The sequence below is a fragment of the Nonomuraea monospora genome, assembly GCF_039531895.1.
In the GTDB taxonomy this organism is placed as follows: Bacteria; Actinomycetota; Actinomycetes; order Streptosporangiales; family Streptosporangiaceae; genus Nonomuraea; species Nonomuraea monospora.
The window spans coordinates 1-19,348 of record NZ_BAAAQX010000009.1 but is presented as its reverse complement, the minus strand read 5'-3'; the positions used below and the strand labels follow the sequence as shown (position 1 = coordinate 19,348).

The window sequence follows — 19,348 nt, the reverse complement described above, 5'->3', positions numbered from 1 at the left end:
ACGGCCTGAACCGTACCTGAACCGTCCGGGGAGATCGTGCTCAGATGAGAACGGTGATCGTCCGGCTCGTCGAGCCCGAGCAGGCGGACGGCCAGCTCCGCGGCCTGCTCGAAGAGGTAGGGGGCGAACCGGTGCCGTTCAGCGGCTCGGAAGCCGTCATCGAGCTGCTGCGTGCCGCCGCCGGGCTGAAGCGCGATCCCGCCTGAACCTCCCGCGAACCCCAGGTGGTCACGATGGGTGCACGAGAGGGGAGGCACGATGAGCGAGCAGGGGAGCGGTTGGCCGTTCGTCGGGCGAGGGGGGCCGCTGGCGGCCGTGCGCGAGGCGCTGCGGTCGGGTTCCGGCATGATGATCTCCGGCGCGGCCGGGGTCGGCAAGAGCAGGCTGGCGGCGCACGTACTGGCCGGTCAGCAGGGGTACGCGATCGTGCGCGCGCTGGGCACGGAGACCGCGTCGATGATCCCGTTCGGCGCGTTCGCGCACGTGCTGACGGGTCCGCCGCGCAGCGGCGAGAACCTGCTGCGGTGGGCCGCGCGCCACCTGCGCGGCCGGGCCCGCGGCGCGGAGCTGCTGGTCAGCGTGGACGACGCGCACCGGCTGGACCCGGCGTCGGCGGCGTTGGTGCACTATCTGGCCGCCAAGGGCGAGGCGCGGCTGCTGGTGACGGTCAGGTCGGGGGAGCCGCAGCCTGATCCGGTGGTCGCGTTGTGGAAGGACGAGCTGCTGCCGCGCGTCGAGCTGCCGCCGCTGACGGTGGCCGAGGTGGGCGAGGTGCTCGCGGGGGCGCTCGGCGGGGAGGTCGCGGCGCAGACCGTACAGCATCTGGCAGGGGTCAGCGAGGGCAACGTGCTCTACCTGCGCGAGGTCGTGCTCGCGGGACGCGAATCCGGCTGCCTGGCCGAGCGGGACGGGGTGTGGCGCTGGCGCGGCGAGCTGTCCATGACGACCCGGCTGCGCGAGCTGGTCGGCGACCGGATCGGCCACCTCGACGAGGACGAGCGCGAGGTGCTGGAGCTGGTGGCGTTCGGCGAGCCGCTGGGTGCCGCGCCGCTGGTCGAGCTGACCTCGGCGGGCGCGGTCGAACGCGTCGAGTCGCGCGGCCTGATCGTGACCGTGGGCGACGGCCGGCGCGACCAGCTCGGCCTGGGCCATCCGCTCTACGGCGAGGTGGTGCGCGGCGACTGCGGCACGCTGCGGGCCAGGCGGCGGCTGCGCATGCTGGCCGAGGCGCTGGAGGCCACGGGGCTGCGGCGGCGCGAGGACGAGCTGCGCGCCGCCGTGTGGCGGCTGGACAGTGGCTCGGTCACCGACCCCGCCATGCTGACCTCGGCCGCCAAGCTGGCCTGGGGCAGACATGACCCCCGGCTGGCCGCGCGGCTGGCCAGGGCCGCGATCGACGCCGGAGCGGGCGTGGCGGCGGTCTCGGTGCTCGGCGAGGTGCTCATGGTGCTCGGCGACGCCGGCTCCGCGGTGACCGCGCTGCGGCAGGTGGCACGCGACGCCGTGACCGAGAGCGAGCGCGCCCAGCACGCCTGCAGCCTCGCCGTGAACCTGGCCTGGGCCGGCGCGGACGCAGAAGCGTGCCACGTGCTCGACACAGCCGTCGCGACGCTCACCGACCCGGTGTGGCGGCAGGAGGCGCACGTCTACCGCGCCGTCACCGACTGCTTCGCCGGCCGGATGACCGGCGCGGCGCGCTCGCTGGCCCTGGCCAGGGCGTGCACGCCGGGCAGCCTGCGCGGCGCGGCGCACGCGGCGTGCCTGGAGGCGTGGGTGGACGCGTACGCGGGCCGCACGGAACGCGCGCTGGCCGTGGCGGAGCGGACGATGGCCACCGTCGACGAGTGGCGGGACCTCGCACCGCACGCGCTGCCCACGTTCCTGGAAGCGCAGTGCGCGGCCCGGACGTTCTCCGGGAGGCTGGCGGAGGCGGCGCGGACGGCCGAGCACGCCATGCGGCTGCCCACAGCCGAGATGTCGGTGACCGGGTACGGCGCCTACCGGGCGATGGCGGCCCGGCTGCGCGGCGACGCCGAGGAGGCGGTCCGCTGGTGCAGGGAGGACATGGCCAGGGTGCCCGCCGGGGAGCCGTACCTGGGGCGGCTGGCGGCGGAGCAGGCGCACGCGCTGGCGCTGCTCGGCCGGCTCGACGAGGCCAGGGAGTCGCTGGCCGAGGCCGAGAAGCTGACCGCCCGCTGGGCCTTCACCCGCCAGCACGTGCTGCACGCGGCGGTGTGGGTGGCGGCGGCGGGCGGCGACCTCGACGAGGCCGTGCGGCTGTGCCGGGAGGCCGCCACGCACGCGCGGCGCCACGAGCTGCGCGGCAACCTGATGTTCGCGCTGCACGACCTGGTGCGGCTCGGCGAGCGCTCCCCCGGGCTGGGCGAGCTGGCCGGGGAGGTGGACGGGCCGCTGGTGCGGGTGCTGATCCGGCACGAGCTGTCCCTGGGCGACGCGGCCGGGCTGCGGGCGGTCGCGCAGGAGTACGAGCGGCTCGGCATGGTGCTGTACGCGGCCGAGGCCACCGCGCACGAGGCGAACGCCCACCACGACGCGGGGCGCGGGCGGCTGGCCAGGAGCGCGCGGGCGCGGGCGGGCGCGCTGGCCAGGCTCTGCACGGGCGTCTCGACGCCCGCGTTGGTCGAGCTGGTCACGCCGGAGCTGACGCCGCGGCAGCGGGAGATCCTGCAGCTCGCCGCCGCCGGGCTGACGAACAGGGAGATCGCCGACCGGCTGACGCTGTCCAGGCGGACGGCGGCCAACCATCTGCAGGCGGCCTACGACAAGCTGGGCGTCAACGACCGCACGCAGGCAGGCCGCCTGCTGGAGTCGCCTTAGACCAGTTTCATGAGCCCGTCATAGAGTGCCTCGCGCTCCAGGTCTGTCAGGACGCGGTACGGCGCGGCGGCCCGCAGGTTCGTCTCCGTCTCGATCCCGTCGCGCAGCGGGCCGTCCGGCAGGACGACGATCTCGGACACGGACAGGCCCGCCGCCCGCCAGGCCGCGGCGTGCGCGTCGGCGCGGTGGTAGCGGACCACGGCGAGCCGGTTGAACAGCAGCAGGCCGGGCGTCGCCGCTTCCGGCTCGTACGGCGGCGCCACCAGCTCCAGCGCCCCGCCCGGCAGCCGCTCGGCCGCGTCGAGCACCCGGGCCGCGAGCGCGGCCAGGCCCGGCACGTCGTGGGCCGCCCAGACGCGATCGGCCGTGGCGGCGTGTACCTCGTACAGCCTGTGGACGAACTCCAGGCCCTTGCCCGTCAGCCGCAGCGTCCCGTCGTCCTCGGTGAGGGTGTGCTGGCGCAGGTGCTCCTGGAGGTCGCGCTCGCGGGCGGGCGCGGTGCCGTACCGGTCGATGACGGCCAGGTGATCGCGGGTCAGGGGGCGCAGGGGGAGGGTGAAGCGCAGGTCGGAGAGCAGGCCCGGGGTCACGCCTGACGTCTCGGCGAGGTGGGCGACGGCTCTGGCGGCCGAGGCGTGCACGTTGACGTGGGCTGCGCCGATGACCGGGGCGATGGCCGCCGCAAATTCCGACAGGTCCTGAAATTTCGGCATCGGGTTGATTATGGGGTGGTCCGTAGCGGATCCGCAGGGAATCGTAACGGGCCGGTCCGAGGGTGGGGTCAACCGTCCGGCGTCCGGCGGTGTTCTTTCACCGCCTGTCCCTCTCCCTCCCCTGGAGTCACATGTCCACGCGTTGGGCCGCCCTGCCCGTGCTGCTGGCCGCGGTGTTCGTGACCACGCTCGACTTCTACGTCGCGAACCTGGCCGTGCCCGCCATCCGCGCCGACCTCGGCGCAGGCGACGCCGCCGTGCAACTCGTCATCGCCGGGTACGGGCTGGCGTACGCGGCGGGGCTCATCGTCTCCGGGCGGCTCGGCGACCTGTACGGGCACCGGCGGACGTTCGCCGCGGGGCTGGCGCTGTTCACGCTCGCCTCGGCCGGGTGCGGGCTCGCCGGCGGCCCGGCGACGCTGGTGGCGGCCAGGGTCGGGCAGGGCGTCGCCGCCGCACTGCTCGCACCGCAGGTCCTCGCCCTGCTCGGGCGGCTCTACCAGGGAGACGATCGCGCCAGGGCCTTCGGCTGGTACGGCACCGCCGTCGGGCTGGCCGGGTTGAGCGGGCAGGTGATCGGGGGGATGGTGGTGGCCGTCGATCCGATGGGGCTGGGGTGGCGGGCCTGCTTCCTGGTCAACGTCCCGATCTGCCTGACCGCCCTCGCCCTGACCGGCCGCCTGCTCCCCCGCCCCGCCCTCGCCCCGACGCCGCTCCCCTACGCCACCTCTGCCAAGCTCTCCCGCACCACCTCACCGCACCCCCGCACCACCACCTCGCCGCCGCTTCCCCGCACCGCCACCTCGCCGCCGCTCCCCCACAGCACCACCTCGCCGCCGCTCCCCCGCACCGCCACCTCGCCGCCGCTCCCCCGCACCGCACCAGCCCGGCCTTCCCGCGCCACGCCCGCTCCACCTCCTCACACCACTCCGGCTTCGCCTTCCCGCACCGCATCCGCTCCGCCTCCGCGCGCCACGCCTGCTCCGCGTTCCCGCGCCGCTCGGGGTCGGGCTCGGGCTCGGCTCCCCCACGACCTCGACCTCGGCGGGGCGGTGCTCGTCATGGCCGGGCTGGTGGCCGTGGTGCTGCCGCTCGCCGAGGGCCGGGAGCAGGGGTGGCCGGGCTGGGCATGGGCGTGCCTGGCCGCCGCGCCCCTGCTGCTGGGCGCGTTCGTACGACGGCAGCGCCGCCTCGTGGCCGACGGGCGGGTGCCGCTGCTGGACCTGGCGGTCTTCAGGGAGAAGGGGTTCGCCTGGGGGTTGGTGGCGGTGGGCCTGCTGTTCGGCACGTCGGCGGGGCTGTCGTTCGTGCTCGCCCTCCACCTCCAGGACGGCCTCGGGCTCACCCCGCTCGCCGCCGCCACCGTGTGCACCGCCCTGAACGCCGGCTTCTTCGCCGCCTCGCTGCTGCGCCCGCGCGGCCGGCTCGGGGCACCGGTGCTGGTCGCCGGGCTGGCGCTGATGTATCACGCAATGGGTGCCGGGCCGCTGCAGGTGGGGGTGGCGCTGCTGGTGACGGGCGCCGGGATGGGGCTGCTGATGTCGCCGCTGCTCTCCTCCGTCCTGGCCTCCGTACGTCCTGAGCGCTCGGCCGCCGCGGCCGGGGTACTCGGGACGGTGCAGGAGGCCGGGGGAGTGCTGGGCGGCACGCTCACCGGCGCGGTGTTCTTCGCGGCGCTGGACGGCGGGTGGCAGGCGGCGGCGCAGGCCGGGGTCACGGTGCTGATCGTGGCGTCGCTGGGCGTGCTGGCCCACTCGGCGACCCGCGCACCGGCTCACCGTGCGAAGCGCGAGAGGCGCACGGCTCAGCGTTTCACGTGAAGCACGCTCCGGCGAGCCGGCCGCTCAAGCGAACACGCTCCGGCGAGCCGGCCGCTCATGGCGAGCACGATCAGGTGTGCCGACCGGCGGGGTGGCGTGGAATGCTAGGCGCATGGCGCCGCCGTTACGTCTCGCCCGCACCGCGGTGTTCGCCGTCGTGTGCCTCGGGCTGGGCGTGGCGGCGCACGTGCTCGGCGGCGCGTCCGTGCCGATGCCCGCCATGGCGGCGGCCCTGGCGCTTGCGTTCGCGGCGGCGTACCCGCTGTCGGGCCGCGAGCGGTCGTTCGCGGCGATCCTGCCGCTGCTCACCGGCTTACAGGTGATCCTGCACCTGCTGTTCTCCCTCTCCCACACCGCCTCTCCCCACGCGCTGACCGGCCACCTCCATGCGGGCCTGGTGCCGGACCTGGGCATGCTGGCCGCCCACGGCTGGGCGGTCGGGATGACCGCGCTGTGGCTGGCACGGGGCGAGGCCGCGCTCTGGGCGCTGCTGCGCAGGCTCGCCGTCCGGCTGCTGGTCATCCGGCTGCCGCTGCTCACCCCCACTCCTTTCTCCACACCCCTGTGCACGACCGAGCCGCCCATGCTGCGCTCGGCCGTGCTGCGGCACGTCGTCAGCGGGAGAGGCCCGCCTCGGGTGGCCGCCGCCTGACCTCCTGAAGGCCGGGCGAGACGTTCTCCCTCTTCAGACGACCCCGCCGCCCGGCAGGGGCTGCTTCGGCATGCCGGGCGGAGAACAGGAACACACCACCATGTACGTTCGCCATGCCCTCGTGCTCGCGTCCGCCGTCGTGACACTCACCGCCTGCGGCGGCTCCGCCGCCTCCCCCGAGCCCGCGGCCACCACCAGCGCCACCGCGAGTGCGGCGGCCACGACCGCCGCGCTGACCATCACCGACCCGTGGGTGAAGACCACCAAGGAGGGGATGACCGCCGCGTTCGGCACGCTGGTCAACAACACCGGCGCGCCGGTGACGATCACGTCCGGCACCTCGCCGCTGTCCCCGGTCATCGAGCTGCACGAGGTGGTCGAGGACGGCGGCAAGATGGTCATGCGGCCCAAGGAGGGCGGGTTCGTCGTGCCCGCCCGCGGCACCCACGAGCTTCAGCCCGGCGGTGACCACATCATGCTGATGGGCGTCACCGAGGAGGTGAAGCCCGGGGCCAGGATCGCGTTCACGCTTCAGGTGAAGGACGGCGAGCCGCTACAGTTCACCGCCATCGGCAAGGACTTCGCCGGTGGCGAGGAGGACTACCAGCCGGGGCACAAGTGATCACCCGCAGAGGGCTCCTCACCGGGGGAGTCGCCACGGTAACCGGCGCCCTGGCCACTCCCGCCGCCAAGGCCGCCGCCGCCACTGCCGTCGCCGACGCCACCGCGCCCGCCACCGTGACCGGGGCCGCGTCCGGCACCGCGACCGGCACCGCCGTCGAGCCCTTTCACGGCGCGCACCAGGCGGGCGTGGCCACGGCACCGCAGGCCCACGCCGTGTTCCTCGGCTTCGACCTGCTGAAGGGCACCCGCAGGGAGGCGATCGTCCGCCTGCTCCAGCTCCTCACCGACGACGCCGCCCGCCTCACCCAGGGACGCCCCGCGCTCGCCGACACCGAGCCCGAGCTGGCCGCGAACCCGGCTCGGCTCACGATCACGTTCGGGTTCGGGCCGGGGCTGTTCGCGGCGGCCGGGGTGGACTCGCCGGTGCGTGCGCTGCCGGCGTTCTCGACGGACCGGCTGGAGAAGCGGTGGAGCGGGGGAGACCTGCTGGTCCAGGTGTGCGCGGATGACACCGTGACGGTCGCGCACGCCGTACGGATGATCGTGAAGGACACGCGCTCCTTCGCCCGCGTCCGGTGGACCCAGCGCGGCTTCCGCAGCACGAACCGGCGCAACCTGATGGGCCAGATCGAGGGCACGGTGAACGCCACCGACCTGGACAGGGCCGTGTGGATCGGCGCGGGTCCGCTGCGCGGCGGCACCACCATGGTGTTGCGCAGGATCCGGATGAAGCTGGAGACGTGGGACGCGGCCGACCGGGTGGCCAGGGAGTTCACGATCGGGCGCAAGCTCGGCGACGGGGCGCCGCTCACGGGCTCGGCCGAGACCGACCCGCCTGATTACGCCCGCAAGAACCGGCTCGGGTTTCCGGTGATTCCCGAGTTCGCCCACATCAGGCGGGCCCACGTGGCCGATCCTGCGCTGCGGTTGTTGCGGCGGCCGTACAACTACGACGAGGGGCTGTCTCCCGAGGGCGAGTCAGACTCGGGGCTGCTGTTCGCCTCCTACCAGGCGGACGTGGCGGCGCAGTTCGTGCCGGTGCAGCGCATGCTGGCCGAGGGTGACCTGCTCAACGAGTGGGTCACGCACATCGGGTCGGCCGTCTTCGCCGTGCCGCCGGGGTGCGCGCCCGGCGGCTGGATCGGGGAGGGGTTGCTGGGCTGACCTGAGGAAAGGCCGTCCCGGCCGCTCGCCGCCGAGCGGCCGGGGGCCGGGATCGGCCGAATCGGCCGGGCGCGACACGGGGCCGAGGTCAGCCGTACCGGCCGCTCGCCGCCGGGCGCAACGCGAGGCCGAGGTCAGCCGTACCGGCCGCTTGCCGCCGGGCGCAAGGCGGCGGCGAGGTCGGCGGCGAGCGGCTCGATCTCCGGCGGATCGAGGGAGGAGACGGTCAGGCGCAGCGCGGGCGGCGAGCCCAGGCGGTTGCGGGCGCCCGGCGCGCAGGCCCAGCCTCGTGACAGCAGCCGGGTGATGGCGGTGGCCTCGTCGGCGACGGGGATCCACACGTTCAGCCCGCTGCGGCCGTACGCGGGAATGCCGCGTACGGCCAGCGCCGCCACCAGCCCGTCCCTGCGCCGCGCGTACGAAGCCGCGACGGCGGGCGTGTCCACGGCGTTCGTCCGCCAGAGGTGGGCGACGGCGTGTTGCAGCAGGTGGCTGACCCATCCGGCGGCCAGCCGCTGCCGCCCGCGGAGCCGGTCGAGCGTGACCGGGTCGCCGGTGACGGGGGCGAGCCGCAGGTCGGGGCCGAGCGACTTGGCCGTGGAGCGGACGAGGATCCAGCGGGTGGTGACGCCGGCCAGCGGATACAGCGGCAGCTCCACGAACCCGGAGCCGTGGTCGTCCTCGATCAGCAGCACCTCGGGGTGCCGCGCGAGCAGTTCCCGCAGCTCACCGGCCCGGGTGGCGGAGACGGCGGCACCGGTCGGGTTCTGCGCGCGGGCGGTGATCACCACGGCCCGGACGCCGGCCCGCAGCGCCCGTCCCAGCTCGTCGGGCAGTGGCCCCTCGTCGTCGAGCCGCATCGGCACCGGCCGCAGCCCGAGGACGGCGACCAGGTCGAGCAGCGCCGTCCAGCCCGGGTCCTCGACGGCGATGGCGTCGCCGGGGCGCAGGTGGGCGGTGAGCACGCGTTCGACGGCGTCGAGGGTGCCGGACGTGATCGCCAGCGGCGCGGCCGGCACGCCGTCGGCCCGCAGCCGCTGCCCGGCCAGGGACAGCAGCTCGTCGTCGTCGCCGGTGCCGTACATGGCGGGCCGTTCCGCGTGCGCCCTGGCGGCGGCGGCGAGCGCGTCGTGCAGCGGCGGCAGCAGCCGGGGGTCGGGGTTGCCCTTGGCCAGGTCGCGCACGCCCGGCGGCACCTCGATCCTGATCTCCTCCCGGAACGTGCTGGCCGGGCGCGGCCTGACCCTGGTCCCCCGCCGCCCGGCGGTCTCGATGACGCCGCGCTCGCGCAACATCCGGTACGCCGCCGCCGCCGTCCCAGGGCTGACGCCCGCCTGCGCGGCCACCTCGCGTACCGGCGGCAGCGTCGCCCCTGGCGGGAGCCGCCCTTCGGACACGGCGACCTCGACGCCCGCCGCGATCTCGCTGGCCGTGCCACCTGCGATCGTGTACTTTTCTAGCACAAAAGATATTATGTACTAACACAAAGGTGGTAAGTGTGCTCATCCATCCGTGGGACGCCGCCAGGGACGACGACGAGTGGCGGGGCTGGCTGCGTACCCGCGACTTCGGCCAGCTCGCGGTCAACGGCGTGGACGGCGCGGCGCCCGTGGTGGTCCCCACCCACTTCCTCTACGACGGGGACGCCGAGGTGCTGCTCCACCTGGCCCGGCCCAACCCGATCTGGGCGGCGCTGGAGGCGAACCCGGCGGTGGTGGTGAGCGTGCACGACGACTACGCCTACATCCCGACGTCCTGGCGCTCCGACTCCCCCGTGACCGGCGTGCCGACCAGCTACTACGCGGCCGTTCAGCTCGTGTGCCAGGCGGAGATCGTGGACGACAGGGAGGGCAAGGCCGAGATCCTGCGCCGCCAGCTCGCCCACCACCAGCCCGCGGGCGACCACGGTGAGGTGGCCGCCGACGCGGGACCGTACCACAGGAACCTGTCGGCGATCAGGGGGCTGCGGCTGCGGGTGGCGGAGGTGCGGGCCAAGTTCAAGTACGACGACCACCGGCAGGCCGAGTTGCACGAACGCGTCGCGCGCGGTCTGGCGGAGCGCGACCTGCCGGGCGACGCCGGCGCCCTGAACCAGCAACGCAGGCGCCGCGCCACAGCGCCGTGAAGCGCTGATTCACAACCTGTGGACAACGCCCACAACCTGTGGATAACTCTGTGGCGATCCACACCCGCGCAGGCCCCGCCCATGGCAGAGACCACACCACTCGCCGCACCCTCCACCCGCAGGCATTCACCCTGGTCAGCGCCATATAGGGAGCACTCACCCGGGGCCCATACCACACCTCCCAGGGCCGCCGTCGCGTTACGGAAGAACCTTCATCAACAGGCTGCGAACCCGGGCCCACAGCCTGTGGATGAACTCATCCCCGGCGCCCGTAGGTGAGGCGTCGCAGCGCTGCTTCCGCCGGGCCCCGGCGCGGGGCGAGCAGCGCCGCGAGCGCCACGGTGGCGAGCCAGGCCACCACGGCGACGCCGGACGCCGCCGCGTCGCCGACGCGGGTGCCGAGCCCTCCGGCGTACGGCGCGAAGATTGCCACGAAGATCACCGACTGGAGCAGATAACAGGTCAGCGACCACTGCCCGCACGCGGTGAGCGCCCTCACGACGGGCCCGGACGGCGCCCGCGCGGCGAGCAGCCCGATGATCGCCGCGTACGCGAGCCCGCCGGCGATGCCGGTCACGCTGTGCAGCGCGTACGCCGACACCGCGGCCAGATCCGGCACCCCCCAAACCTGGACGTCGATCAGCGCCAGCGGCACCCCGCCGGCCAGGGACAACACAGTCCCCACGACGGCGACGCGCACGAGCAGCGGCCGGTGCGCCGCGGGCTCCTCCAGCAGGCGGCGCCGCGCCGCCCACACGCCGAACAGGAACGCGGGCACCACGCTCGCGGCGAAGTAGGTGGGCGTCATCCCGGACCATCCGATGAGCCGCATGACCAGCGCCTCGACGGGATCGGCCATCGCCGCGGGCGTGTCCCCCTTGGGCGCGGAGATCGTCAGCAGCCCGAACCCGAACAGCACCACGACGTGCAGCACCAGCCCGACGACGGCCGCGCGCAGCACCGCCCGGTCCTGCCTCCTGACGAACCCGACGAGCACCAGCCCGATCAGCCCGTACGCCCCGAGGATGTCCCCGAAGAACAGCAGCAGCGCGTGGCAGAACCCGAAGGCCAGCAGCCACAGGCTGCGCCGGCGCAGCACTGCGCGCACCTGCGGCCAGCTCCGTCCGGTGGCGAGTTGCCGGTTGGCGAGCTGCACCAGGCCGTAGCCGAACAGGGCGGCGAACATGGGCAGCGCGCGCCCGTCCACGAGCAGGATCTGCACCCCGGCGACCAGCCGGTCGAGCGGGCCGGCGTCGAGCGCGTACCCGCGGAAGCCCGCCTCGTGGCCCGACAGGTACATGTGCGCGTGCGCCAGCGCGATGAGCAGCAGCATCAGCCCCCGCGCGAGGTCGGGGGCGAGCGCGCGCCCGGCGACGGGAGTGGCCCCCTGGACGGGAACCGGTGGAGCGATGGACATGGCTGTCCCCTCAAATCTAGATACACGAGTGTAGCTAACGTCCACGCTAAAATACACTGGCGTAGCTAAACAAGGGGCGGACATGAACGAGCGGACCACCCGGACACGCCGACGGGGCGACGAGCTGATCAAGGCCATCCACGACGCCGCGCTCGAAGAGGTGGTGGCGGTCGGCGCAGGACGCCTCACCATGGACGGCATCGCCCGCCGCGCGGCCACCCCCCGCAGCACGCTCTACCGCCGCTGGTCGGACCCGATCGAGGTGCTGCTCGACGCGCTCTACCATCAGCACCCCGTCGAGGAGCCCACGCCGGGCGCCACCGACCTGCGCGGCGACCTCATCCGCTCCCTGCGGCTCATGGTGGAGTGGGCCTTCAGCCCGGCGGGCCGCGCCGTGTCGGCCATCCTCACCGACCCGAAGAGCGTGGCACTGATGTCGGAGGCCCTGTTCGAGCGGGTCTTCGCCAGCCGCGGCGGCACGTTCACCCGTACCGTGCTGCAGTACTACGCCGACCGCGGCCACTTCCCCGCCGCCCTGCTCACCCCGGTCGTGGCCGACATCGGCGAGGCCCTCGTCACCAAGCACCTCATCGACGCCGGCGCCCCGTCCGACGACTACCTGGCGGCCATCGTCGACCAGGCGATCCTGCCCGCGATCGGGCTGCGTCCCGGGCCGTGATTGAATCGCGCCATGGCTGTGGACCGTGAGCGAAGTGTCGTGTTCGGCCAGGCGGTCGACCTGTACGAGTCGGCCAGGCCCGGCTACCCCGACCGGCTCGTCACCGAGGTCCTAGAGTACGCCCCCGACGGCCCGGTGCTGGAGGTGGGGGCGGGCACGGGCAAGGCCACGGCGGTCTTCGCCGCCCGCGACCTGGATCTGACCTGCGTCGAGCCCGACGCGAGGATGGCGGCGGCCCTGTCGGCGAACTGCCCCGGCGTACGCGTAGAAATCGGGATTTTTGAGGACTACACCCCTGACCGGCCCTTCGCCCTGCTCTACTCCGCCCAGGCCTGGCACTGGGTGGACCCCGAACGCCGCTGGGACCTCGCCCACGCCGCGCTGGCCCCGTCCGGCGCGCTGGCGCTCTTCTGGAACCACTACCTCGTCACCGACCCCGCCCTGCGGGCCGCCCTCGCCGAGGTGGACCACCGCCACGGCGTCAGCAGCGCCAGCCTGCACCAGGACACGCCGGTCAGGAACGAGGAGAGCCGCCACCTGCTCGCCGACGACCCGCGCTTCACCGACCTCGACGAGCGCTCCTACTCCTGGACGGAGTGGTACGACGCGGCCCGCTACCTCGACCTGGTCCGCACCATCTCCGCCTACCGGATCCTGCCCGCCGAGCGCCGCGAGCCGATGCTGGCGGAGCTGGGCTCGGTGCTGGGCGACGGCGTGGACATGACCTTCGTCACCGAACTCACCCTCGCCCGGCGCGTCTCAAAACCATTCTGAGACATTAGTTTTTGATACCGCGATAAACCGTCGCCCTGGAAACCCCGAACGCCGCCGCGATCTCGTCGGCCCCACGCCCGGCCGCGTGCATCTCCCGTACCCGCGCGACCTGCTCCTTCGTCAACGCGGCCGGCCGTCCGCCCTTGCGCCCCCGCGCCGGACCCCGCGCACGACCCGCACCCAGCGGCTCCCCCAGCAGCGCCCGCGCCCCGGCCAGGATGTGCTCCTTGAGCACGTCCGCCGGGACGTCACGGAAGAGCACCACCGGATCGGCCAGCCCCGCCACCACCTGGCAGGCCCGCACCCGCTCCTCCAGACCGCTCCCCGGCCCCGCCACCAGGTTGTTCGCCAGGGCGATCGCCGCGCGGAACCGGTCGCCCACCGGCGCCTGCACCAGCAGCGTCATGTCCTTGACCAGCATGGTGAGCGTCTGCCGATGGCGCAGGTGCACCTCCACGTACCCCTCGATCGCCCGCCACCGCACCTCCTCGGGGCCGCCCTCCGCCTCGGCCTCCGCCAGCGCGCCCTCCAGCTCGTCGAGCAGGGGCAGCGTGAGCTGGTGGAGGATCTCCTCCTTGGAGTCGAAGTGGTAGTAGAGGGCGGCCTTGGTGATGCCCACCTGGTCGGCGATGGACTGCATGGACGTCGCCCGGTAACCGTGGACGGCGAACAGGGCCCGCGCGGCCGACAGGATCCGCTGGGGGGTCATCAATCTCCTTTACCGGCGGTCAGTTCCGAGGCTAGAGTGCTGACCGGCAGTCAGTCAGTCTACGGCTCTGTTGGGGGATCCGTATGTCCGAGCAGACCAAGGTGTCGTTCGACGTCGCAGGAGTGCGCGTCGCCGGACGGCTCCACCTGCCCGCCGGATCCGGCCGGGCGCCCTGCGTGGTGCTGGCCCACGGCTTCAGCGGGACGATGGACCGGCTGGTCCCCTACGCGGAGCGGTTCGCCGCCGAGGGGATCGGCGCGCTGGTGTTCGACTACCGGAGCTTCGGCGAGAGCGACGGCGAGCCCCGCCAGTTACCCGACCTCGCCGACCAGCGTGCGGACCTCCGGGCCGCCGTCGCCTTCGCCCGCGCGCACGAGCGCGTCGATCCCGGCCGCGTCCTGCTGTGGGGCAACTCGCTCGGCGGCGCCCACGTCGTCGTCGTGGCCGCCGGTGACCCGGGGATCGCGGCGGTGTCGGCGCAGATCCCGTTCAACGGGTTCCCGAAGCGGGTGGAGGGCCGCAGTGCCGCCCGCACCGCGCGACTGCTGGCCGCCATCGTCTGGGACGCGGTGCGCGGCAGGCTCGGGCTGAGCCCGTACTACATCCCCATGGTGGGGCACCCGGGCGAGCCGGCCGTCACCGCCACGGACGAGGCCGAGCAGCACATCAGCACCCTGGCCGGCGGCGACTCCGCGACCCTCTGGCGCAACAGCGTCGCGCCGCGCGCGCTGCTCGGCATGATGCGCTACCGCCCCGCCGAGGCCGCCGCCCGCCTCACCTGCCCGCTGCTGGTCTGCGCCGCCGAGGACGACCGGGAGACCCCGCTGGAGCGTACGCGGGAGCTCGCCGACCGGGCGCCCCAGGGCGAGCTGCGCGTCTACCCCGGCACCCACTTCAGCTTCTACACCGACCCCGAGCTGCGCGAACACGTCGTCGCCGACCAGATCGCGTTCTTCCGCCGGGCGCTGCGCTAACCAGATCTCGATCACTTGCTGGAGTGTCATGCTGTACGGGCGTCAAGCGGAGCTGTCCGTCATCGAGGAGCTGCTGGAGGGCCAGTCGGGCGCGTTGGTCGTGCGGGGAGAGGCGGGCATCGGCAAGTCGGCCCTCCTGGAGTTCTCGGGGGTGCGGGCGTGCGCGCGGGTCCTGCGTGTGACCGGCGTCGAGTCCGAGTCCGACCTGCCGTTCGCCGCCCTGCACCTGCTGCTGCGCCCGGTGCTCGAACACGCCGAGGCGTTGCCCCCGCAGCAGGCGGAGGCGTTGCGCGGCGCGCTCGGCCTCGGCGGCGCCACCGGGGGAGACCGCTTCCTCGTCGGGCTCGCGACGCTCAGCCTGCTGGTGGAGCTGTCGGTGTCCGGCCCGGTGGTGTGCCTGGTGGACGACGCCCAGTGGCTGGACGGCGAGTCGGCCGACGCGCTGCTGTTCGCGGCGCGCCGCCTGCACGCCGAGCCCGTCGTCATCCTGTTCGCCGCCAGAGAGGCCGAGTTCCCCGCACAAGGGCAACCCGGGCCGGGGCTCGCCGGTTTCCCGGCGCGAGGCCTGCCCGAGCTGCGGCTGGGCGAGCTCGACCCCGAAGCGGCCCGCCGCCTCCTCGACGACCAGGCGGCCGACCTGCCCCCCGCCGTCCGCGATCAGCTCGTCGCGGAGGCAGGAGGCAACCCGCTCGCACTGATCGAGCTGCCCCGGATGCTCACCCCCGAGCAACGCAAGGGCGCCCTCACCCCCTTGTCGTTCACCGTCGGCACGGCCCGCCCCGCCACCGACCGCGTACTCACCGGCTTCCGCGACCGCGTCTCGGCGCTGCCCGCCGCCACCCGCTCCTGCCTCCTCATAGCGGCCCTCGACCACCACGACGAGCTGGACGTCATCGCCGGCGCGATCGGCGAACTCGGCGCCTCACTGGCCGACTTCGCCCCGGCCGAACGAGCGGGCCTGATCCGGGTGGGCCTGGACGGCGTCGCCTTCCGTCACCCGCTGGTGCGTACCGCGGTGCTGCTGGCCTGCGACATCGCCGCCCGGATGGCCGCGCACCGCGCGCTGTCCGAGGCGACGGAGGACGACCGGCGCGCCTGGCACCTGGCCGCCGTCACCCTCCAGGCCGACGAGCAGGTGGCCGGGCAGTTGGAGGGCCTGGCGCTGCGGGCGCGGCAGCGCGGCGGGCAGGCGGCGGTGTCGGCGGCCTACGCTCGCGCGGCCGAGTTGTCCGCCGACCCCGGCCAGGCGGTTCGCCGGTGGACCGCCGCCGCCGACGCCGCCGCCGAGGCGGGCCTGTGGCAGCGCGCGGGGGAGCTGGTGGACCGGGCGCGGCACAGGGCGGAGGCGATGGCGCTGAAGGGCCCCGCGCTGGCCGAGCTGATCTGTGTGCGGGCGAAGCTGGAGGTGGAGGCGGGCCGGCCGCTGCAGGCCGTACGGCTGCTGCACGAAGGGATCGAGGCGACCGACGACCTGCCCACGAGGTTGTCGCTGCTGGGCATGGCGGGCTACTACGCCTGGGCCGGCGCCGCCCACCCCGACCAGCTCGCGCTGGCCCGCCGCACCGTGGAGCTCTGCCCGGACGGCGACGGGCTGCCCGCCGTGGTGCGTACGATCAACCTGGCCTTCAGCCTGATCCTGGAGGGCGACGAAGCGACCAGGCTCGTCTACCTGACGCCGGAGCAGACCGGCGCCCTGCCGCCCGAGCTGCGCTTCCTCGTCACCTTCCAGGGTATGGGCCGCGCCGACAACGACGGCATGCTCGACGACGCGACCGCGCTCGTCGCGGAGTGCAGGGCGGTGGGGCGGCTGGGGCGCATGCCGCAGGCCATGACGCTCCTCGCCGTCGTCCAGGCGCTCAGCGGCCTGCACCCGTCCGCGCGGGCCACGGCGACGGCGGGGCTGAGCCTGGCCGCCGACGTCGGCCAGCCGATGTGGCGCGGCTACCTCGCGGGCGTACGCGCGTGGCTGGCGGCGGTCGCCGGAGCGGAGGAGGAGTGCGCGGCGATGGCGGAGCAGGCGATCCGCGACGTCGAACACCGCCGCTGGATGCCGGCGGCCTGCTGGGCCGAGTGCGCGCGCGGGATGCTCGACTTCAGCCTGGGCCGCTACGAGGCGGTGCTCGAACGGTTGGAGCGGTCGATGACCGGCCCCACCAGGCACGCGTTCCTGTGGCGCTACTCCTGGCCGGACTACGCGGAAGCCGCCATCAGGACGGGCGACCCGCGGCGGGTGCGCGACCGGCTGCCGCGCTTCACGGAGTGGGTCGAGGCCACGGGCCGCGCCGGCTCGAACGCCGTCCTGCACCGGATCCGAGCCATGCTGGCGTCCGACAGCGAGGCCGGCGCGCTGCCGTCTGACAGCGAGGCCGGAGCGCTGTACGAGCGGGCGCTGGCCCTGCACGCCGAGGACCGGCACCCCTTCGACGAGGCACGCACCCGCCTGGTGTACGGCGAGTGGCTGCGCCGCAACCGGCGCCGCACCGAGGCGCGTACGCAGCTCCAGGCCGCCCTGGAGGCTTTCGACCGGCTCGGCGCGGCCCCCTGGTCCGCCCGCGCGTCCGCCGAGCTGCGCGCCGCCGGCTACTCCCTGCCGGAGTCGGCCCGCGCGGGGGATCCGCTGGCCGTCCTGACGCCGCAGGAGCTGCAGGTGGTACGGCTGGCCGTCACCGGCGCGTCCAACCGCGAGATCGGCGCCCAGCTCTTCCTGAGCCCGCGCACGGTGGCCTCCCACCTGTACAAGGCGTTCCCGAAGCTCGGCGTCACGGCACGCGCCGAGCTGGCCCGGCTTCCGCTCGGCGACTGACCGGCCACCACTTCGGTCAGGGCTTCAGTCGCGTGACGGAGGCGGCCACCTGGGCGCTCTTCCTACGGTTCCAGCCATGACCAAACGACCTGAGCCCTACTCAGCGACCGTCATGGCGGTCCTCGCCGTCGCCTTCTGCGCCTGGGCCCTGCTCACGCTGCCCCTCCAGGGCGCCCTCGTCCTCGTCGTGGCCAGCGTCCTGGCCTGGAGCGGGTGGATGACCTTCAGCTACGCGCGCCCGGTGAAGTCCCGCAAGGTGATCGCCGTCTACCTGTGCGCGGTCGGCTTCCAGCTCGTCCACATGGCCGAGGAGTACACCGGCGGCTTCCCCCACGAGATCGTCGAGCTGTTCGACTCGCCCCGCGACTGGCCGATGAACGAGTTCCTGCTGGTCTTCGTCTTCGGTTTCGGCTCGCTCTACTTCTTCGCCGGCGCGGGCGCGCTCTACCGGATCCGGGTGTCCAACTTCTTCCTGTGGTGGTACGCCCTGGGCGCCGGCCTGCTGAACGGCATCGCCCACTTCGTCTTCCCGGTCATCAAGGGCGGCTACTTCCCCGGCCTCTACACCGCCGGCGGCCACCTCGTCATGAGCGGCCTGCTCATCTACTTCCTCGTCCAGGAGAACCGCCACCTCAAGGCCGCCGAGCAGCAGCCGCCATCGGCCGCGTCCCTCTCGGCCGGCCCGGAACGGAGCACCCGATGACCCGGCCCGCCGACGCCCTCACCGCGCTCGACCCCGTCTTCGCCCGGCTCGCCACCGGCGCGGGCCACCACCTCTGGGCCCTGCCCCACCTCACCACCCGCGAGAAGGCCTTCATCGGCCTGACCGCCGACCTGTGCCACCCGCACCCGGCCACGCACGTCCAGGCGGCCCTGGAGCACGGGGTGGACCCGGAATCCATCCGCGAGCTCTACCGCCACCTGGCCCCGTACGTCGGCTACCCCGCCCTCATCGGCGCCTTCCAGCGCCTGACCGACCTCGGGCTCCCTCCGGCTCGCGACGACAACCCGGTCGAGCCGGCCCTGCTCACCGGAGCGCTGGCACGCGCCGTACGCGACCTGGAGAAAACCGACCTCGGCCTGGCCGTCTTCACCGAGGACCAACTGGCCCAGCGCTGGGCCCGCCCGCACCTCACCGTCCGCGAGCGGGCACTCGCCTGCCTGGTCGTGGACGTCTTCTACCAGACCCTCGACCACTCCCTGCGCCTCCACGCGGAGGTCGCCCGCTCAGCCGGCGCCACCGACGACACCCTCCGCGACCTGCTGCGCGGCGTCGCCGTCTGCGGCCTCCCACGAGCCTGGGCCGCCGCCCGCGCCATGAGCCTGTGAGCAGCGGGCGACGGTCTGTCTTGCCTCAGTAGCAGGCACGCATCAGCTCTTGTCTCAGTAGTAGGCACGCATCAGCTCGGTCGCCCACTCCGGCTGCGCCGTCTCACCCTGCGGGCCGAACTCGGCCATGTACGGCTTGACGTCCAGCACGGGGCTGCCGTCGATGGCGTCCAGGCCGCGTACATGGATGTTGAGCCCCTCTACGGCGACCAGCCGGCAGCGGGAGACACCCAGCAGATTCGGACGGTTCTTCCCGCGCTGGGCGAAGATGCCCACCTTGGGCCAGTCGGGGTTGTCGCGCGGGTGACGAGCGGAGGTGGTGATCTTGGACGGATCCACGAGATGGAACTGGAACACCACCTCCAGATGCGAGAAGTCATCCAGCCCGGCGAGCGTGTCCGGCCCGAGACGTGTTCCGTCGATGCGGATCACGGCCTGCTCGGCGTCCCAATCGTCGTCGACCGCCTCGGCCCGGCCGCCGACGACGTGTCCCACGGGCTGCAAGGTGATGCTCTGCACGGCATTTCCTCCAGGTGTACTCGGCTGATCACGAAGGTACGGCCCGATCGGACGTACGGAATCAGTCGGGCAACTGAAGTTCTAGATGGATGAGTCCAAGGGGTCCCGGCGAAATCAGTGGTCATAGGCGGTCAGCGATCGGTTGACGGGTTGATGAGTCTGGCCGTTGTGCCAGATGGCCGCGGTCAGGGCCAGGATCTTGATGAAC

Annotated in this window: 18 protein-coding genes; 13 read left to right on the top strand and 5 right to left on the bottom strand. The window is 73.7% G+C overall.

Annotation, left to right across the window (positions count from 1 at the left end):
* The first annotated feature begins 44 nt into the window (after nt 1-44).
* Entirely contained in the window at nt 45-206 is a 162-nt protein-coding gene (locus ABD331_RS19210) for a hypothetical protein (RefSeq protein WP_187415129.1), read from the top strand.
* Nucleotides 207-258: 52 nt separating this feature from the next.
* The gene (locus ABD331_RS19205) at nt 259-2,838 is read left to right on the top strand and encodes a LuxR C-terminal-related transcriptional regulator (RefSeq protein ID WP_344476558.1); all 2,580 of its coding nucleotides are present in this window, start codon (nt 259-261) and stop codon (nt 2,836-2,838) included.
* Here ABD331_RS19205 and ABD331_RS19200 read toward each other — a convergent pair.
* A complete protein-coding gene (locus ABD331_RS19200; protein ID WP_344476556.1) occupies nt 2,835-3,551 on the bottom strand; it encodes a hypothetical protein in 717 nt (238 codons plus the stop codon). The two genes, ABD331_RS19205 and ABD331_RS19200, sit on opposite strands and share 4 nt — an antisense overlap.
* Before the next feature lie 131 nt (nt 3,552-3,682).
* Here ABD331_RS19200 and ABD331_RS19195 point away from each other — a divergent pair, with 131 nt between their 5' ends.
* The 4 genes from ABD331_RS19195 (at nt 3,683) to ABD331_RS19180 (ending at nt 7,811) form a co-directional block, all read left to right on the top strand.
* Nucleotides 3,683-5,371 carry an MFS transporter gene (locus ABD331_RS19195; RefSeq protein ID WP_344476554.1) on the top strand — a complete coding sequence of 563 codons (1,689 nt, stop codon included), beginning with the start codon at nt 3,683-3,685 and terminating at the stop codon, nt 5,369-5,371.
* A gap of 112 nt (nt 5,372-5,483) precedes the next feature.
* On the top strand, nt 5,484-6,023 hold the full coding sequence (locus ABD331_RS19190) for an MFS transporter (protein WP_344476552.1): 540 nt from the start codon (nt 5,484-5,486) through the stop codon (nt 6,021-6,023).
* Between the two features lie 100 nt (nt 6,024-6,123).
* Nucleotides 6,124-6,645 (top strand): copper chaperone PCu(A)C, encoded by a 522-nt coding sequence (locus tag ABD331_RS19185; protein ID WP_344476550.1) that lies wholly within the window; start codon nt 6,124-6,126, stop codon nt 6,643-6,645.
* Complete coding sequence (locus ABD331_RS19180) at nt 6,642-7,811, top strand: Dyp-type peroxidase (RefSeq protein WP_344476548.1); 1,170 nt, start codon at nt 6,642-6,644, stop codon at nt 7,809-7,811. Before ABD331_RS19185 ends, ABD331_RS19180 begins: the two co-directional genes overlap by 4 nt.
* Nucleotides 7,812-7,945: 134 nt before the next feature.
* On the opposite strand, the gene ABD331_RS19175 is transcribed toward ABD331_RS19180, so the two are convergent.
* Complete coding sequence (locus ABD331_RS19175) at nt 7,946-9,274, bottom strand: aminotransferase class I/II-fold pyridoxal phosphate-dependent enzyme (protein ID WP_344476546.1); 1,329 nt, start codon at nt 9,272-9,274, stop codon at nt 7,946-7,948.
* Between the two features lie 35 nt (nt 9,275-9,309).
* Between ABD331_RS19175 and ABD331_RS19170 the strand changes: the two genes are divergently transcribed.
* Nucleotides 9,310-9,936 carry an FMN-binding negative transcriptional regulator gene (locus ABD331_RS19170; RefSeq protein WP_344476544.1) on the top strand — a complete coding sequence of 209 codons (627 nt, stop codon included), beginning with the start codon at nt 9,310-9,312 and terminating at the stop codon, nt 9,934-9,936.
* 256 nt (nt 9,937-10,192) lie between these two features.
* On the opposite strand, the gene ABD331_RS19165 is transcribed toward ABD331_RS19170, so the two are convergent.
* Nucleotides 10,193-11,353: a DUF418 domain-containing protein gene (locus ABD331_RS19165; RefSeq protein ID WP_344476542.1), complete on the bottom strand. Its 1,161-nt coding sequence runs from the start codon at nt 11,351-11,353 to the stop codon at nt 10,193-10,195.
* Between the two features lie 82 nt (nt 11,354-11,435).
* Here ABD331_RS19165 and ABD331_RS19160 point away from each other — a divergent pair, with 82 nt between their 5' ends.
* Both ABD331_RS19160 and ABD331_RS19155 read left to right on the top strand, forming a co-directional pair.
* Nucleotides 11,436-12,032: a TetR/AcrR family transcriptional regulator gene (locus ABD331_RS19160; RefSeq protein WP_344476540.1), complete on the top strand. Its 597-nt coding sequence runs from the start codon at nt 11,436-11,438 to the stop codon at nt 12,030-12,032.
* Nucleotides 12,033-12,044: 12 nt separating this feature from the next.
* Nucleotides 12,045-12,806 (top strand): class I SAM-dependent methyltransferase, encoded by a 762-nt coding sequence (locus ABD331_RS19155; protein ID WP_344476539.1) that lies wholly within the window; start codon nt 12,045-12,047, stop codon nt 12,804-12,806.
* A 4-nt stretch (nt 12,807-12,810) separates the two neighbouring features.
* Here ABD331_RS19155 and ABD331_RS19150 read toward each other — a convergent pair whose 3' ends face one another.
* Nucleotides 12,811-13,515 (bottom strand): TetR family transcriptional regulator, encoded by a 705-nt coding sequence (locus ABD331_RS19150; RefSeq protein WP_344476537.1) that lies wholly within the window; start codon nt 13,513-13,515, stop codon nt 12,811-12,813.
* Nucleotides 13,516-13,598: 83 nt separating this feature from the next.
* Between ABD331_RS19150 and ABD331_RS19145 the strand changes: the two genes are divergently transcribed.
* The 4 genes from ABD331_RS19145 (at nt 13,599) to ABD331_RS19130 (ending at nt 18,621) form a co-directional block, all read left to right on the top strand.
* Nucleotides 13,599-14,489, top strand: a complete 891-nt coding sequence (locus tag ABD331_RS19145) for an alpha/beta hydrolase (RefSeq protein WP_344476535.1) — start codon at nt 13,599-13,601, stop codon at nt 14,487-14,489.
* 28 nt (nt 14,490-14,517) lie between these two features.
* A complete protein-coding gene (locus ABD331_RS19140) occupies nt 14,518-17,292 on the top strand; it encodes an ATP-binding protein (protein ID WP_344476533.1) in 2,775 nt (924 codons plus the stop codon).
* Between the two features lie 76 nt (nt 17,293-17,368).
* Nucleotides 17,369-17,995 (top strand): HXXEE domain-containing protein, encoded by a 627-nt coding sequence (locus tag ABD331_RS19135; RefSeq protein ID WP_344476531.1) that lies wholly within the window; start codon nt 17,369-17,371, stop codon nt 17,993-17,995.
* The gene (locus tag ABD331_RS19130; protein ID WP_344476529.1) at nt 17,992-18,621 is read left to right on the top strand and encodes a carboxymuconolactone decarboxylase family protein; all 630 of its coding nucleotides are present in this window, start codon (nt 17,992-17,994) and stop codon (nt 18,619-18,621) included. Before ABD331_RS19135 ends, ABD331_RS19130 begins: the two co-directional genes overlap by 4 nt.
* A 54-nt stretch (nt 18,622-18,675) precedes the next feature.
* Here ABD331_RS19130 and ABD331_RS19125 read toward each other — a convergent pair whose 3' ends face one another.
* Nucleotides 18,676-19,140 (bottom strand): SAM-dependent methyltransferase, encoded by a 465-nt coding sequence (locus tag ABD331_RS19125; RefSeq protein WP_344476527.1) that lies wholly within the window; start codon nt 19,138-19,140, stop codon nt 18,676-18,678.
* Nucleotides 19,141-19,348 lie beyond the last annotated feature (208 nt).

Bases quoted from the DNA above. Each gene is read 5' to 3' on its own strand.
- ABD331_RS19210 (WP_187415129.1), top strand. From the start codon at position 45: ATGAGAACGGTGATCGTCCGGCTCGTCGAGCCCGAGCAGGCGGACGGC.
- ABD331_RS19130 (WP_344476529.1), top strand. From the start codon at position 17,992: ATGACCCGGCCCGCCGACGCCCTCACCGCGCTCGACCCCGTCTTCGCC.
- ABD331_RS19185 (WP_344476550.1), top strand. From the start codon at position 6,124: ATGTACGTTCGCCATGCCCTCGTGCTCGCGTCCGCCGTCGTGACACTC.
- ABD331_RS19165 (WP_344476542.1), bottom strand. From the start codon at position 11,353: ATGTCCATCGCTCCACCGGTTCCCGTCCAGGGGGCCACTCCCGTCGCC.
- ABD331_RS19155 (WP_344476539.1), top strand. From the start codon at position 12,045: ATGGCTGTGGACCGTGAGCGAAGTGTCGTGTTCGGCCAGGCGGTCGAC.
- ABD331_RS19140 (WP_344476533.1), top strand. From the start codon at position 14,518: ATGCTGTACGGGCGTCAAGCGGAGCTGTCCGTCATCGAGGAGCTGCTG.
- ABD331_RS19205 (WP_344476558.1), top strand. From the start codon at position 259: ATGAGCGAGCAGGGGAGCGGTTGGCCGTTCGTCGGGCGAGGGGGGCCG.
- ABD331_RS19160 (WP_344476540.1), top strand. From the start codon at position 11,436: ATGAACGAGCGGACCACCCGGACACGCCGACGGGGCGACGAGCTGATC.
- ABD331_RS19195 (WP_344476554.1), top strand. From the start codon at position 3,683: ATGTCCACGCGTTGGGCCGCCCTGCCCGTGCTGCTGGCCGCGGTGTTC.
- ABD331_RS19135 (WP_344476531.1), top strand. From the start codon at position 17,369: ATGACCAAACGACCTGAGCCCTACTCAGCGACCGTCATGGCGGTCCTC.
- ABD331_RS19200 (WP_344476556.1), bottom strand. From the start codon at position 3,551: ATGCCGAAATTTCAGGACCTGTCGGAATTTGCGGCGGCCATCGCCCCG.
- ABD331_RS19190 (WP_344476552.1), top strand. From the start codon at position 5,484: ATGGCGCCGCCGTTACGTCTCGCCCGCACCGCGGTGTTCGCCGTCGTG.
- ABD331_RS19145 (WP_344476535.1), top strand. From the start codon at position 13,599: ATGTCCGAGCAGACCAAGGTGTCGTTCGACGTCGCAGGAGTGCGCGTC.
- ABD331_RS19150 (WP_344476537.1), bottom strand. From the start codon at position 13,515: ATGACCCCCCAGCGGATCCTGTCGGCCGCGCGGGCCCTGTTCGCCGTC.